Here is a 12,642-nt window from a genome sequence, read left to right on the forward strand (position 1 = left end):
ATCGTAAATATCGAGAACATCACAGACGTAGTGACCAACAGCCTGGACAACAGCTTTGCGATTGAAGAATGGCGCACCAGCTTACCCTCTGCATCGGCCAGTATTTCGAGAAGCTTATAGAGAGTGATGTCAGGATCCTGTGCGACCAGTCCCTTGAGAAATCCCTGATGCGGAGCGAGCCCCCCCCCGCGCGCCGGTCCTTGGCGGGTAGGTTCCGCATGTCCTTTGGTCCGCGCCTGCCGCGCCCACCGTGCGCCTGTTGATGATGATAATTTCCGGCGCAACGTCGCCGCGCCCCGCTCAACTCTTCTTCAATGTATCTCTGAAGCCGCGACCGAAGGGATAAAAGAAAGGGCGCTGACCTGATCCATCTTTCCAAACGAGATGACTCACATCTGATCGCTAAGGGGAAGCTAAACCAGTCAGGTTCAAGCCGAGAAGCTCTAGCCATCAGGATTCCCGAGGTGAATTTCTTTCACTGATATGTGCAGCAAGTTCCATTGGGTGACGAATAGTGGATTAAAATGTATGCACGTTTGATTGCACTAATGTGTCGCATTGATTGGGTTTGCTCACCGAGGTAATGGTGTTGAGAAGTCGCGTCCGAGTGACATTCGCTCTTGCCACTTGCGTGCCATAGTCAAGGGAGACACTCCGTGTGTGAAAGTAGAGATACCAGAACAGCGCTCATGAACGGCTTTCGTTTGCGCTGCCCGAAATGTGGGAATGGCAAATTGTTTCGAGGCTACCTGAAGGTAAAAGCTAGCTGAGAGTCGTGCGCGTTGGACCTAACACCGCAGCGCGCGGATGACGGACCCGCATATGTGGTGATATTGCTCGTTTGCCACATTGCCGGCGTGGAGATGCACCTGATGTACAAACCGTTTGTGGATGCTCCCTTAGTGCTTGCTTTGATCATTAGCGTGGGTGCTATTGCGCTGTCTTTGGCGATGCTTCCTCCCGTAAAAGGGGGATTTGTTGCTGTTCAGTGGGCAAAGGGTATGCACGGATTTGGAAAGGTGAAATCAACCGATTAACCCATAAATGTATTTGGAACCAAAGCGTTGGAGAGGCCGTGCAGCGCCTCTTTTAGCCCATCTCTGGTGATCGAGCCACCAAGCCCAACGCGAAGTTTCTCTTTAGGCGCACCAAGGACCGTGAACGCGTCAGACGGCATAAGGCCGATCTGCCGCCGCGCCATACGCGCAACCACATCGGCGCGTGAAGCTCCCTCGGGCAGCGTAAGCCACAGATTGAAGGCGTTCTCGGCAGAGAGATATTCGAACCCACTCAGAACCTCGGCGGCGATCGCCTGCCGTGCTGCGCTTTCGGAACGGATGAAGCGGCGGATGCTATCCGCTGTGCCATCCTCGATCCACTGCGTTGTCAGCGCCATCGACAAAGGCGACGGCATGACCGAAAGCGCCCGAATGGCTTGAGACAGATGCATTGCGCAACGTGCCGTCGGCGCGATCGTGTACGCCAACCGGAGACCTGCCCCAATACATTTAGCCAAGCCACCAATATGCCACGTCAATTCCGGTGCGGACAATGCAATCGGCGCAGGCGCCTTGGACGGGATGAAGCCGTAGGCGTCGTCCTCGATCAGGAAGAGGTTATGCTTCAGCATGATGCCCGCAATGGCCTCGCGCCGCTGTGCGGGAGTGGTCAACGTGGTCGGGTTTTGCAACGTCGGATTCAGGTAAAGCGCCTTGGGCTTATGCTCTGCAATGGCCGCAGTCAGCGCTTCGGGGATCACTCCATCCGCATCCATTTCGATCCCGACCAACCGCACTCCGAACCGGCCTGCGACGTTGCGGACACCGGGGTAAGTGACCGCTTCGCACAAGACGACATCGCCAGGTTTGGTGATGATCGAGAAGATCGCCGCCATCGTTGCATGAGCGCCGGGCGTCACGGCGACGCGTTCCAAAGACGGAACCATGCCGCGCATCGACAGCCAGCTTGAGGCCGCGACCTTGTCCCTTTCTGCCCCCACGGGCGACTGGTAGCGCAGCAGGTCAATCAGGTTGGCCGAGACATATCCCAAACCCGCCTCCATCTTGCGCAGCAATTCGGGGTCCGTCGGTTCGGGCGCCATGTTCATCGACAGATCCGCATCGCTGGCCCGCGCCGGATCAGGCCGGTTCGACACCACACTGCCGCGGACAAACGTGCCCCGCCCCACGTGGCTTTCCACATGGCCGCGGGCCTGCGCTTCGGCATAGGCGCGCGACACAGTGGTAAAGTCGATCCCCAGCGCATCGGCGAGTTTGCGTTGTGGCGGCAAGCGCATCCCGTCCTTGAGGCGGCCCTCTTTGATATCCTGCGCGATGGCGTCGGCGATAGCGAGGTAGCGGGGCTTGCCGCTTTCCAAGGTGTTCGGAGTCCAGTGCATCAGATGGCCCTTCGGTTGGAACGTGCCTCTCTGTAGATCAAATTGATTCGGCAATGAAGCGGAAATTGTCTGGATCGTGAGAGCGACCGAATTTGTGCTTATGCATTCGAAAGTTGGAATTTCAATGTATGTAGATTGATCGCTTTTGCTGGGAAAATGTGCAGATAGGCCGAGTCTTTACGAAATCGGCGCCAAATTATTGTATGTAAAATAGACTGCAATTTGATTCCATCAATCCAGACGCGTCAGCCTGTCCCTACGAACGCAATACTAGGACAGGAGCAAGGGTATGCCCGAAGTCACCAAAGAAATGCACAAAGACGGCGATTTCTTCGTCGACTACGAGGAAAAGGTCTTTGAAGATGTCAAAGCCGACGAAGGCGAGAAGGCGTTGGTCACCTTCCATACCGTCGCCTTCGAAGGTTCGATCGGGCTGGTCAACATTCTGAACGCCATCCGCCTGAACCGCAAAGGGTACGAGACCTCGATCCTGCTGTACGGCCCCGGTGTAACCTTGGGCATCCAGCGCGGTTTCCCGACCTTGGGGGACGAGGCATTCCCGGGCCATCAGAACTTTGCTGTTAACCTGAAGAAGTTCATGGGCGAAGGCGGCAAGGTCTACGCCTGCCGCTTTGCCCTTCAGGCTCTGTATGGCCATGGCGAGCCTTCGCTGCTGCCCGGCATAACGCCCATCGCGCCGCAAGACGTGCTGGATTGCATCCTGCTGCACAAAAAGGCGAACGCAGTGATCCTCGACACTTGGACCGTCTGATCCGCGAACCGGCAAAGCGGCTCCGACCGCTTTGCCCCTGCTGACCCCAGCCCTGAAAGCCAAGCCCATGAGAACAGACACCATTCGCGCGGCCGCCGTGCAGATTGCCCCCGACCTGACGGGCCGCGCCGGCACCATCGAGCGCGTGTTGAACGCCATCGCCGAGGCCGCAGACAAAGGCGCGCAGTTCATCGTCTTTCCCGAAACCTTCGTGCCCTACTACCCCTATTTCAGCTTTGTCTTACCCCCCGTGCAGCAGGGCGCCCCCCATCTGGAGCTCATGAAAGAGGCGGTCGTTGTGCCCTCGCCGGAAACGCAGGCTGTGGCGGATGCCGCCGCCAAACGCGGTGTTGTGGTGGTTCTGGGGGTGAACGAGTGGGATCATGGCTCGCTCTACAACACACAGCTGATCTTTGACGCAGACGGTACGTTGGCGCTGAAACGGCGCAAGATCACGCCGACCTATCACGAACGCATGGTCTGGGGCCAAGGGGACGGCGCAGGCCTGAAAGTCGTCGACACCGCCGTGGGCCGCGTGGGCGCACTGGCCTGTTGGGAGCATTATAACCCACTGGCCCGCTACGCCCTGATGACCCAGCACGAGGAAATTCACGCGGGCCATTTCCCCGGCAGTCTGGTCGGGCCGATATTTGGCGAACAGATCGAAGTGACTATGCGCCACCATGCGCTGGAGGCAGGCTGTTTTGTGGTGAACGCCACTGGTTGGCTAACCGAGGATCAGATCACCTCGCTGCACCCTGATCCCAAACTGCAAAAGGCCATGCGCGACGGATGTATGACCTGCATCATAAGTCCCGAAGGCCGCCACCTTACCGACCCGATTACCGAGGGCGAAGGCATCGCCATTGCCGATCTGGATATGCGTCTGATCGCCAAGCGCAAACGCATGATGGATAGCGTCGGCCACTATGCCCGCCCCGAACTTCTGAGCCTGAACCACGACATGAGGCCCGCGCTGACACGCCACGTGACAGATGACCTATCCACCCCAGAGGAGGCAGACGAAGATGTATGACACCGCTACCCTGATCAACGAACTGCAAACCCACGGGATGCGCCTTGTCGATCCTCGCGCGGGGCAGCAAAGCCGCCGCGGCGGGGCGGGCCCCTCGGACCACAAGGCGGTGATGATTGCCGACCGCACCGTGATGATCCCCGTCCACACCGCGCCGTCCTTTGACAGCCCGTTTTTGGCGGAACAACCCGATAGCGCGGGCACATCCCGCTTGCTGCGCGACGGGGCCGAGGTGGCGCATATCCGTTTCCCCGAACGGGCTCGGTTCTATGAGCTGTCCACCGCAGACGGCATTCCCTATAGCCACATTGCTGCCCTGCACTCCAAAGACGTTTTGGCCACGACTGTCCTGCAAACCTGTATCCGCTACGAGAGCCGCAAGAAGACCTGCCAGTTCTGTTCCATCGGGCAAAGTTTGGCGGCGGGTCGCACGATCGCGCACAAAACCCCCGAACAACTAGCCGAGGTCGCCAAGGCCGCCGTCGTTCTGGACGGCGTGCAACACATGATCCTCACCACAGGCACCCCTGCGGGCAAGGATCGCGGCGCGAAAGTTCTGTGTGACAGCGCCCGTGCCATCAAGGCGGTGGTCGATCTGCCGCTGCAGGGTCAGTGCGAACCGCCAGAAGACGACGCATGGCATCAGCGCATGTTCGACGCTGGTATTGACGCCTTGGGCATGCACCTGGAGGCGGTCACCCCCGAGGTCCGTCAACGGATCATGCCGGGTAAAGCCAGCGTGTCGTTGGAAAAGTACTTCTCGAGCTTCGAAGCTGCCGTGAAGGTGTTCGGGCGCGGTCAGGTTTCGACCTACATCCTCGCGGGTCTTGGCGATACACCCGAAGCCATTCTGGAGATGAGCGAGAAACTGTGCCGCATGGGGGTCTATCCCTTTGTTGTGCCCTTCGTGCCGATCTCGGGCACGCCGCTGGAGAGCCACCCTGCCCCGAGTGCAGAATTCATGGCCTCTATCCTGAGACCCCTTGGCCAGATGATCGCAGAGGCAGGCATCCTGTCATCGGACATGAAGGCAGGCTGCGGACGCTGCGGGGCATGTTCGGCCCTGTCGACCTACGAAAAGCTGAAAGTTCCCGCGAGGGCCAGTGCATGATCGAGCTTGAACCGCGTCAGTTTCAATGCCCCGGCTATTACATTCGGGCGGCCAGCAAACCGTTCGAGGCCGCAGGCGCCGCATCCCTGCGCCATCGCGTGTTCGTCGAGGAACAAGGTATTTTCCCCGACCACGACCGCGACGAAACGGATCTAATCGCGACCCATCTGGTTGCACTGTCCACCTATGCCCATGAAGCCGATCAGGTTGTCGGGACCGTACGCATCCACGAAGAGACGCCGCGCCTTTGGTGGGGGTCACGTTTGGCCGTTGATCAGACCTTTCGCAACGTGGGACGCCTAGGGGCCGAGTTGATCCGGCTCGCCGTTTGCACCGCCAATGCCCGCGGATGCGACCGGTTTCTGGCGCATGTCCAGATGCAAAACGTGATCCTGTTCCGCCGCCTGCGTTGGAAGCCCCTTGGCGAAGTCATGATCCACGGCACGCCCCATATGAAAATGGAGGCTGACCTGAACCACTACCCGCCGTGCGCCGATCCTGTGGCGGGCTGGTATCACCGACCATCCTTTCGTCAGGTCCGAAAATGAGCCTCCAAGACCTCGCGCAGCGCCTGAACACACATCCTGCAATCCGGTCGAAAACCGGTATTGCTGAGGCGACATTGGCTTTGGGCCTGAATGCTCAATCGTTGGGGCGCCCTGGGGATGATGCTGCACCGTTGCCGCGCGCAGGCGGTTATGACTTGCTTGCGGGCGAAGGCTTTATCCCTGCGTTCGTCAAGGACGATCCGTGGTTTGCAGGCTGGTGCGCGATGATGGTGAACCTGTCGGATATCGCCGCCATGGGTGGGCGATCGGTTGCGATGGTCGATCATATCTGGGCCCCGAATGCCGACGCCGCCGCGCCCTTGTTAAAGGGTCTGCGCGACGCGTCCGAAGCGTACGGTGTGCCGCTGGTCGGGGGGCATACTAATCTGGACGCCGCAGAACTGGGCCTGTCTGCATCGGTTTTTGGGCGCGCCAACGCTTTGATCACCAGCTTTGACGCAGCGCCGGATGACATTCTGATCACCGCCATTGATCATCGCGGGGCTTATCGGAATTTTGACAACTTTTGTGCGGCATTAGAGGCGCCGCCCGAGTGCCTGCGCGGTGATCTGGAGATCCTGCCAACCCTCGCTGAAAACGGCCTGACCAAAGCGGGCAAAGACATCAGCCAAGGGGGCATTGTCGGCACAGCGCTCATGCTGGCCGAATGCTCGGGCGTGGGGATCGACATTGACCTCGCCGCCATCACGCCGCCCGTTGGCATCCCCAAAGAACGCTGGCTGCACAGCTTTCCCAGCTTTGGGTATCTGCTCTGCGTGCGCCCTGATGATGTGGCTAAAGTCTGCGCCCACTTTACCGATCGCGATATCCATGCAGCGCCCATTGGGCGGGTCACAAATGGCTCTGCTCTCACCCTGACCCAAGGGTCAGAGGCTGCGCTGTTCTGGGATCACGCGGTCACCCCATACCTCAATCTCGGAGGCCAAAATGCCTGAAACCCACTGGACCGTCCGCTGGCCTGACGGCACCGAAGAGGCGCTCTATTCCCCTTCCTCGGTTGTGGCCGAACTGTTCACACCCGGCACCGCCTATCCGCTGCCGGACTTCCTACACCGATCCCGTATCGCGATGGAGCGGGCGTCAAATCGCGTCGCGGCAAAATACGGCTTCGCCTGCTCGTCCGCGATGGCGCAACTGGACCGGATCGAAGCCCGCGTCGCCCAATTCGACATGGACGCGGCCCCCGAAGTCACTTGCTTGAAAATCACCCAATGAGGCCCCCGATGAAAGATACGCAAACAAACGAAGTTCCTGTGGTGATTGTGGGCGGCGGACAGGCAGGTCTGTCCGTAGCGTGGTGCCTGAAGCAAAAGGGCATCAGCAGTGTCGTGTTCGAACGGCACGCCCGGTTCCATTCGTGGCGCGAAAACCGCTGGGACAGTTTTTGCCTTGTGACCCCGAACTGGCAGTGTCGCCTGCCCGATTTTCACTATTCCGGAGAGTACGGCGGCACCGACCCTGACGGCTACATGCTAAAAGATCAGATCACCGACTATCTGGACGCCTTCGCCGAGATGACCCAGCCCGACCTGCGCGAAGGTGTCGAGGTCACCCGCGTCACCCCCGCGGATAACGGCTATGTTGTCGAAACCTCGGTCGGGACATGGCGGTGCGAGCAGATAGTGATCGCGACGGGCGGCTACGACACCCCGATCGAGCCGGATTACGCAAAAAACCTGTCGCCCGAGATTTTCCAGATGCACTCCGTGGACTACCGCAACGTGGACCAGTTCCCCGAAGGCGGCGTGCTGATCGTCGGCACCGGTCAGTCCGGTGTGCAGTTGATGGAGGACTTTACCCGCGCCGGCCGCGACGTGCATTTGGCCGTTGGCCCCGCACCCCGCAGCCCCCGTAAATACCGTGGGCGTGACGCGACCGATTGGCTTTATGACGCAGGGCACTACGCAATCACGATCGACACCCACCCCGACCCGCACAAAGCCATGACCCAGACGAACCACTACATGTCAGGGCGCGATGGCGGCAAAGAGATCGATTTGCGCCGTTGGCATCTGGACGACGGGGTCGAGCTGTACGGGTCACTGGCAAATATGAATGGGACGCAGGTGTCTTTCCTGCCCGATCTGGCGAAAAATCTGGATGACGCTGACAAATCCTATGTCGGCATCCGCAACCAAATCGACGCTTATATCGAGAAGATTGGGATCGATGCCCCAACCGAGCCCCCCTTTGAAAAGGTCTGGCAACCGGAGGCCGAACGCACCGATCTGGATCTGGCGGATGCTGGGATCACATCGGTCCTGTGGGCCATTGGCTTCCGTCCGGACTACAGCTGGATCGAGGCAGACGTGTTCGACGACCGTGGCAAACCCGTCTTTGATCGCGGCGTCACGGCCCAAACGGGTTTGCACTTTATCGGTCTTGGGTGGCTGAACACGTGGGGTTCTGGCCGCTTCTTGGGAATCGAGGAAGACAGCCGCTACTTGGCCGATCAGATTGCCGCTCAAATGACCAAGGTTTCTGCATGAACGTTGTAAGACTGGACCGCGCAAGCTCTGCTCCGACCTGTTCGGAGCAGATCATCCTTGGCATGGCGCAGCTTACGCCTTTTGGGGTGTCGGAACAATGGCTGTTGCGACACTGTGGTGACAGGCACTGGAGCCTGATCGCTGATGCTATCGGTAGTTCAATGGCCTTCCGTGACGATGACGGGCATCCAGTTTATGCAGCTTTTTGCGCGACTTCTGTTCGCTTCCAAGGCATTGCCGTTCTGGGTGAAACAGCGTTGACGACCTCAGCGATCTTTCAGGTGGCACCCCAACGCGTTGGATCAACACATACGGTGATCGGGGCAAATGGGGTCCTAGCCACCGTTCAGATGATCACCTGCTTCTTGCGTCACGACGAACGCGGGTCAAACCGTTCGCTTTTGCGCAGTAACTTGCGTGGTTTGGAGGATCTACCGAAACCGCCTCAGACATTTTTTGCTTTCAGCGAAGCTTCCAGAAAAATCGCTCGCGATGCGCGCGCTGAGCTAAGAGCCGCGCCAATCTTTGACTACACTCCAAACCCGACGCTTGATTTCAATGCCGTTGGACTGCTGTACTTCCCTACGTTTTCCCAGATTGCAGAGTTGGCGGCTCCAACACAGGGTGTGGAAAGGCGTGATGTTGTTTACTTGGGCAACGTCGATCTTGGGGAAAGCGTTAGTGTATCAAAAAGCGGACGCAGATTACTTTTACACGTCGGGCCTCGTCTAATTGGCGTTGTTGAAAGCCATTAATGTGCGGATGCTTGATGGGTATAATTTGCGCGAAGCCTGATACAGCCTACTGAGATGTCGGCCGATCAGGCGGCCCAGTGCCCCACCATGCGTATATCAGTCCTTGGCTCGTACCCGCCGGTTTGCCGTCACTGGCCTCGGTCAGTGCAGGTCCTAGGCACGAAAAGCCAAAAGAATTCAGCCTAGAGCGCGCTCGATATACTCGAATGACCTACGTGCTTTGTTCAGGCCATCAGTTTCCCATAATCCATCTTCGGTGCACTCGAACGAGATGGATCCAAGATAGCCGCCGCCCAACAGATCCCGAAGTTGATCGACGTTCCCGCAGCGATCATCGGCATCAACCCAAACACGATGCGCATCCTGTATTTGATCCAACTTCGCATCAGCCGCGGAAATCCCGGAGATATGCACCATGCCGGTCAGTTCTGGAAACAGCTCCGTTTCGCCGGAAATGCAATGCTGGAATGTATCGTGCACCATTCGGAACAGATCGGGATCCAACGCGTCAATGGCGCGAACGAGTTCGGCTTTATGCGGAATCGAAGAGCTCGTGAAACCGATCGGCTCAAGCAAGGGGATGACACTGCGCCCTTTGAATAGGGGAACCAACTCACGCAGCACATCCCGAAGAGGCGTAACTGAGCGATCATCAACGCAGGGGATCAAGCTAACCGTTTCCGCACCACTTGCTTCTGCAACATCTGCCAAGGACATGACTTGCGCAGCGCGATGATCGTCCCAAACGTTAAACCCATAGATTTCAGAAAGTCCCAAAAGCCGCAGACCGCGATCCTGAGCCATTCGGGCTGCCTCAGCAGCACCGATCCCATCAAAGAACGGGCGACCTAAATCATTTCGAGGCTCCACTCCAACGCATCCAAGCGCTTGCGCCGCGTCAAGGAAAGCCTCGAATGATAACCCATGGCACGTTTTTTGGTTCAGAGCGCGTCGTATCAAAACATGTGCTCGACTTCGGGGGCTGGGACAAAGCGCCATTTGCGCAGGGGGCCTGCCATGACGTTCAGGTAATACATCTCGAACCCATAGGGCGCGCCGCAAGGGTGGTGGCCACGAGGGACGCAGACCACATCGCCATCTTTGACGGCCATGGTTTCATCCAGCTGCCCGTCATCGGTGTAAACGCGCTGGATGCCGAAGCCATCCGCAGGGTTCAGGCGGTGATAGTAGGTTTCTTCCAAGTAGGTGATGCGGGGGAAGTCGTCTTCGTCATGGCGGTGGCTGGGGAAAGATGACCAGTGACCCGCTGGGGTGAACACTTCGGTCACCAAGAGGCTGTCGCAGTAGTCCTCGTTTTCCATCGCGATGTTGTTGATGTAGCGGGTGTTCACGCCTTCGCCGCGCTGGGTCAGTTCTATCCCATCCGGCCCGATCCGACGCGCTTCGTGGGCGCCTATGCCGGGGGCCGAGCAGACTGCGATAGTACAGTCTGTCGTCGCTGTCGCTGCCCATGTATCGTCGTTGGGAACATAAAGGCAATGGGGCGGTGTCTTTTCAAACACGCTCATACGCTCGCCAAGTTCGCCCCAGTCTTTGCCTGCTGCAGAGAGGGTCGCTTTGCCCTCGACCATCACTAGAATAACCTCACGATCACCCGTGACCTCGGACACGCTTTCACCCTCACGCAGGCGATACAGTGAGAAGCCCACATACCGCCAGCCCGCCGACTCCGGTGTAATCTGGTGGACCTTGCCGTGGTCGCCAAAGGGTTTCTTCAAAAGATCAGCCATTTCGATATCCTTCCTTCGGGCTAAGGTGCGCCCGAGAAAATTGTGGGGAGCAAGAGCCGCTAGAGGGCCAAAAAGGGGGGTGTCCTTGCCCCTTCGCCTTGTTCGCGTCAGTTCATTCCGGTCTGTTTTGCGATCTGGGTGATGTACTGGGCATAGCGGTTGCGCTGTTTCTCGCGGTCGCTGACCTCTGGCACGGCGACATCCCAGAAGGACCCGTGCTCACCTGCAGAGGTTTCGAGGCCGGTGCCGGGGAAGTCCTTGGCGATGGTGTCGATGACGATCACTGTGGGGATGTTCCGCGCGCGGGCGGCTTTGATTTCGGCTTCCAGCGAGTCAGTGCCTGATGCTTTGACCGCATGAACGCCCATAGAGGCCGCGTGGGCCACGTAATCGATCTCGGGCTGAACCTCGATGTTGCAATCCACGTACATGTTGTTGAAGGGCTCGCCGCCGCAGCCCATGGTCTGCAGGCGGTTGATGCAGCCGTAGCCGCGGTTGTCGGTCAGCACCACGGTGAAGGGAATGCGGCGCATCACGGCGCTTGCCAGTTCCGCGTTCGCCATCATGTACGAACCGTCGCCCACGAAGCAAATCACTTCCCGCTCGGGACGCGCCAGCTTCAGCCCCATGGCACCCGCCACCTCGTAACCCATGCAGGAATAGCCGTATTCCATGTGGTAGCCGCCTTGGCTCGGCTGCCACAGCAGCTTCAGCGCGCCGGGCATGGTGCCCGCGGCACACATGGCAATCGCGCTTTCGCCGGTGGCGCGTTGAACCGCACCGATCACCTGACCGTCGGTGGGCAGCGCGTCCTGATCCTCGGGACGGGCACAGTAGGCATCCACCGCCCGCAGCCAGTCCTCGCGGGCCGCCGGATCACAGGCTTCGGCGCGGTACTCCCCCAGCAGGTCGGTCAGCAGCTCCAGCGCGACCTTCGCGTCCGCCACAAGGGCCTCTGCCCCGTGCTTGGCCGCGTCATAGCCGTGGATGTTCACCGAGACCAGCTTGGCGCCCTCTGCAAACATGGTCCGCGAGCCGGTGGTAAAGTCCTGGAACCGGGTGCCAACCCCGATCACCACATCGGCCGATGCCGACACAGCGTTCGCCGCCGCCGACCCGTCCACGCCACTGGCCCCAAAGCTCATGGGATGGCTCTGGGGCAGCGCCGATTTACCGGCCTGAGTCTCGGCCACGGGGATGTTGTGCTTGGCGGCGAAGTCCGCCAGCACCTCTTCGGCTTGACTATAGATCACACCGCCGCCGGCGATGATCACGGGGTTCTTGGCGCCCTTGATCGCCTCGGCCACACGGGCCAGCTCGCCGGCATCGGGGGCCGGACGGCGGATGTACCACACGCGGGGCTCAAAGAATTCTTCGGGCCAGTCATAGGCCTCGGCCTGCACGTCCTGACAGAATGCGATGGTCGCCGGACCACAGTTCGCCGGATCGGTCATGACCCGCAGGGCGCGGGGCAGCGCCGACAGCAGATGCTCGGGCCGCGTGATGCGGTCAAAATACCGGCTCACCGGCTTGAAGCAGTCATTAGCACTGATGGTGCCGTCGTCAAAATCCTCGACCTGCTGCAACACAGGGTCTGGCTTGCGGTTCGCAAACACATCCCCCGCCACAATCAAGAGCGGCAACCGGTTCACATGCGCGAGCGCCGCAGCCGTCACCACGTTCGTGGACCCCGGCCCAATGGACGAGGTCACGGCCATCGCCCGCGTGCGCTTCTTGCCCTTGGCATAGGCAATCGCCGCA

Annotated in this window: 13 protein-coding genes; 9 read left to right on the plus strand and 4 right to left on the minus strand. The window is 59.3% G+C overall.

The annotated features are described in order from the left end of the window. Positions 1-782: 782 nt before the first annotated feature. Positions 783-1,037, plus strand: a complete 255-nt coding sequence (locus N4A58_RS16615; protein ID WP_367177041.1) for a DUF983 domain-containing protein — start codon at positions 783-785, stop codon at positions 1,035-1,037. Here N4A58_RS16615 and N4A58_RS16620 read toward each other — a convergent pair. Then, positions 1,034-2,401: a PLP-dependent aminotransferase family protein gene (locus tag N4A58_RS16620; protein ID WP_293711580.1), complete on the minus strand. Its 1,368-nt coding sequence runs from the start codon at positions 2,399-2,401 to the stop codon at positions 1,034-1,036. The two genes, N4A58_RS16615 and N4A58_RS16620, sit on opposite strands and share 4 nt — an antisense overlap. A 286-nt stretch (positions 2,402-2,687) precedes the next feature. On the opposite strand from N4A58_RS16620, the gene N4A58_RS16625 reads away from it, so the two are divergent. The 8 genes from N4A58_RS16625 to N4A58_RS16660 all read left to right on the plus strand — a co-directional run bounded on the left by N4A58_RS16625 (position 2,688) and on the right by N4A58_RS16660 (position 9,130). Further along, positions 2,688-3,170, plus strand: a complete 483-nt coding sequence (locus N4A58_RS16625) for an MSMEG_0572/Sll0783 family nitrogen starvation response protein (RefSeq protein ID WP_293711541.1) — start codon at positions 2,688-2,690, stop codon at positions 3,168-3,170. Positions 3,171-3,237: 67 nt separating this feature from the next. Then, positions 3,238-4,206 carry a Nit6803 family nitrilase gene (locus N4A58_RS16630; protein ID WP_293711544.1) on the plus strand — a complete coding sequence of 323 codons (969 nt, stop codon included), beginning with the start codon at positions 3,238-3,240 and terminating at the stop codon, positions 4,204-4,206. Then, positions 4,199-5,317: an MSMEG_0568 family radical SAM protein gene (locus tag N4A58_RS16635; RefSeq protein ID WP_293711547.1), complete on the plus strand. Its 1,119-nt coding sequence runs from the start codon at positions 4,199-4,201 to the stop codon at positions 5,315-5,317. The genes N4A58_RS16630 and N4A58_RS16635 overlap by 8 nt, the downstream gene beginning before the upstream one ends. Further along, a complete protein-coding gene (locus N4A58_RS16640) occupies positions 5,314-5,865 on the plus strand; it encodes an MSMEG_0567/Sll0786 family nitrogen starvation N-acetyltransferase (RefSeq protein ID WP_072703813.1) in 552 nt (183 codons plus the stop codon). Before N4A58_RS16635 ends, N4A58_RS16640 begins: the two co-directional genes overlap by 4 nt. After that, positions 5,862-6,821, plus strand: coding sequence for a sll0787 family AIR synthase-like protein (locus N4A58_RS16645; protein WP_293711552.1), 960 nt, complete (start codon positions 5,862-5,864; stop codon positions 6,819-6,821). The genes N4A58_RS16640 and N4A58_RS16645 overlap by 4 nt, the downstream gene beginning before the upstream one ends. Further along, positions 6,814-7,101 carry an MSMEG_0570 family nitrogen starvation response protein gene (locus tag N4A58_RS16650; protein ID WP_293711555.1) on the plus strand — a complete coding sequence of 96 codons (288 nt, stop codon included), beginning with the start codon at positions 6,814-6,816 and terminating at the stop codon, positions 7,099-7,101. Before N4A58_RS16645 ends, N4A58_RS16650 begins: the two co-directional genes overlap by 8 nt. A gap of 8 nt (positions 7,102-7,109) precedes the next feature. Beyond that, the gene (locus N4A58_RS16655) at positions 7,110-8,375 is read left to right on the plus strand and encodes an MSMEG_0569 family flavin-dependent oxidoreductase (RefSeq protein WP_293711558.1); all 1,266 of its coding nucleotides are present in this window, start codon (positions 7,110-7,112) and stop codon (positions 8,373-8,375) included. Positions 8,376-8,437: 62 nt separating this feature from the next. Continuing rightward, complete coding sequence (locus N4A58_RS16660; RefSeq protein ID WP_293711561.1) at positions 8,438-9,130, plus strand: Pnap_2097 family protein; 693 nt, start codon at positions 8,438-8,440, stop codon at positions 9,128-9,130. Positions 9,131-9,307: 177 nt separating this feature from the next. Here the strand turns inward: N4A58_RS16660 and N4A58_RS16665 are convergent, their stop codons facing one another. The 3 genes from N4A58_RS16665 to iolD all read right to left on the minus strand — a co-directional run. Then, positions 9,308-10,129: a TIM barrel protein gene (locus tag N4A58_RS16665; protein WP_293711563.1), complete on the minus strand. Its 822-nt coding sequence runs from the start codon at positions 10,127-10,129 to the stop codon at positions 9,308-9,310. Beyond that, positions 10,087-10,881 carry a 5-deoxy-glucuronate isomerase gene (gene iolB, locus N4A58_RS16670; RefSeq protein ID WP_293711566.1) on the minus strand — a complete coding sequence of 265 codons (795 nt, stop codon included), beginning with the start codon at positions 10,879-10,881 and terminating at the stop codon, positions 10,087-10,089. The genes N4A58_RS16665 and iolB overlap by 43 nt, the downstream gene beginning before the upstream one ends. A gap of 107 nt (positions 10,882-10,988) precedes the next feature. Further along, a partial coding sequence (iolD, locus tag N4A58_RS16675) for a 3D-(3,5/4)-trihydroxycyclohexane-1,2-dione acylhydrolase (decyclizing) (protein WP_293711569.1) occupies positions 10,989-12,642 on the minus strand: 1,654 nt, incomplete at its 5' end.

The organism is Donghicola sp., from assembly GCF_025210255.1.
GTDB lineage: Bacteria > Pseudomonadota > Alphaproteobacteria > Rhodobacterales > Rhodobacteraceae > Donghicola > Donghicola eburneus.

Excerpts from the sequence above, each read along its gene's own strand:
- N4A58_RS16625 (WP_293711541.1), top strand. The coding sequence starts at position 2,688 with ATGCCCGAAGTCACCAAAGAAATGCACAAAGACGGCGATTTCTTCGTC.
- N4A58_RS16630 (WP_293711544.1), top strand. The coding sequence starts at position 3,238 with ATGAGAACAGACACCATTCGCGCGGCCGCCGTGCAGATTGCCCCCGAC.
- N4A58_RS16635 (WP_293711547.1), top strand. The coding sequence starts at position 4,199 with ATGTATGACACCGCTACCCTGATCAACGAACTGCAAACCCACGGGATG.
- N4A58_RS16640 (WP_072703813.1), top strand. The coding sequence starts at position 5,314 with ATGATCGAGCTTGAACCGCGTCAGTTTCAATGCCCCGGCTATTACATT.
- N4A58_RS16645 (WP_293711552.1), top strand. The coding sequence starts at position 5,862 with ATGAGCCTCCAAGACCTCGCGCAGCGCCTGAACACACATCCTGCAATC.
- N4A58_RS16650 (WP_293711555.1), top strand. The coding sequence starts at position 6,814 with ATGCCTGAAACCCACTGGACCGTCCGCTGGCCTGACGGCACCGAAGAG.
- N4A58_RS16655 (WP_293711558.1), top strand. The coding sequence starts at position 7,110 with ATGAAAGATACGCAAACAAACGAAGTTCCTGTGGTGATTGTGGGCGGC.
- N4A58_RS16660 (WP_293711561.1), top strand. The coding sequence starts at position 8,438 with ATGGCGCAGCTTACGCCTTTTGGGGTGTCGGAACAATGGCTGTTGCGA.
- N4A58_RS16665 (WP_293711563.1), bottom strand. The coding sequence starts at position 10,129 with ATGGCGCTTTGTCCCAGCCCCCGAAGTCGAGCACATGTTTTGATACGA.
- iolB (WP_293711566.1), bottom strand. The coding sequence starts at position 10,881 with ATGGCTGATCTTTTGAAGAAACCCTTTGGCGACCACGGCAAGGTCCAC.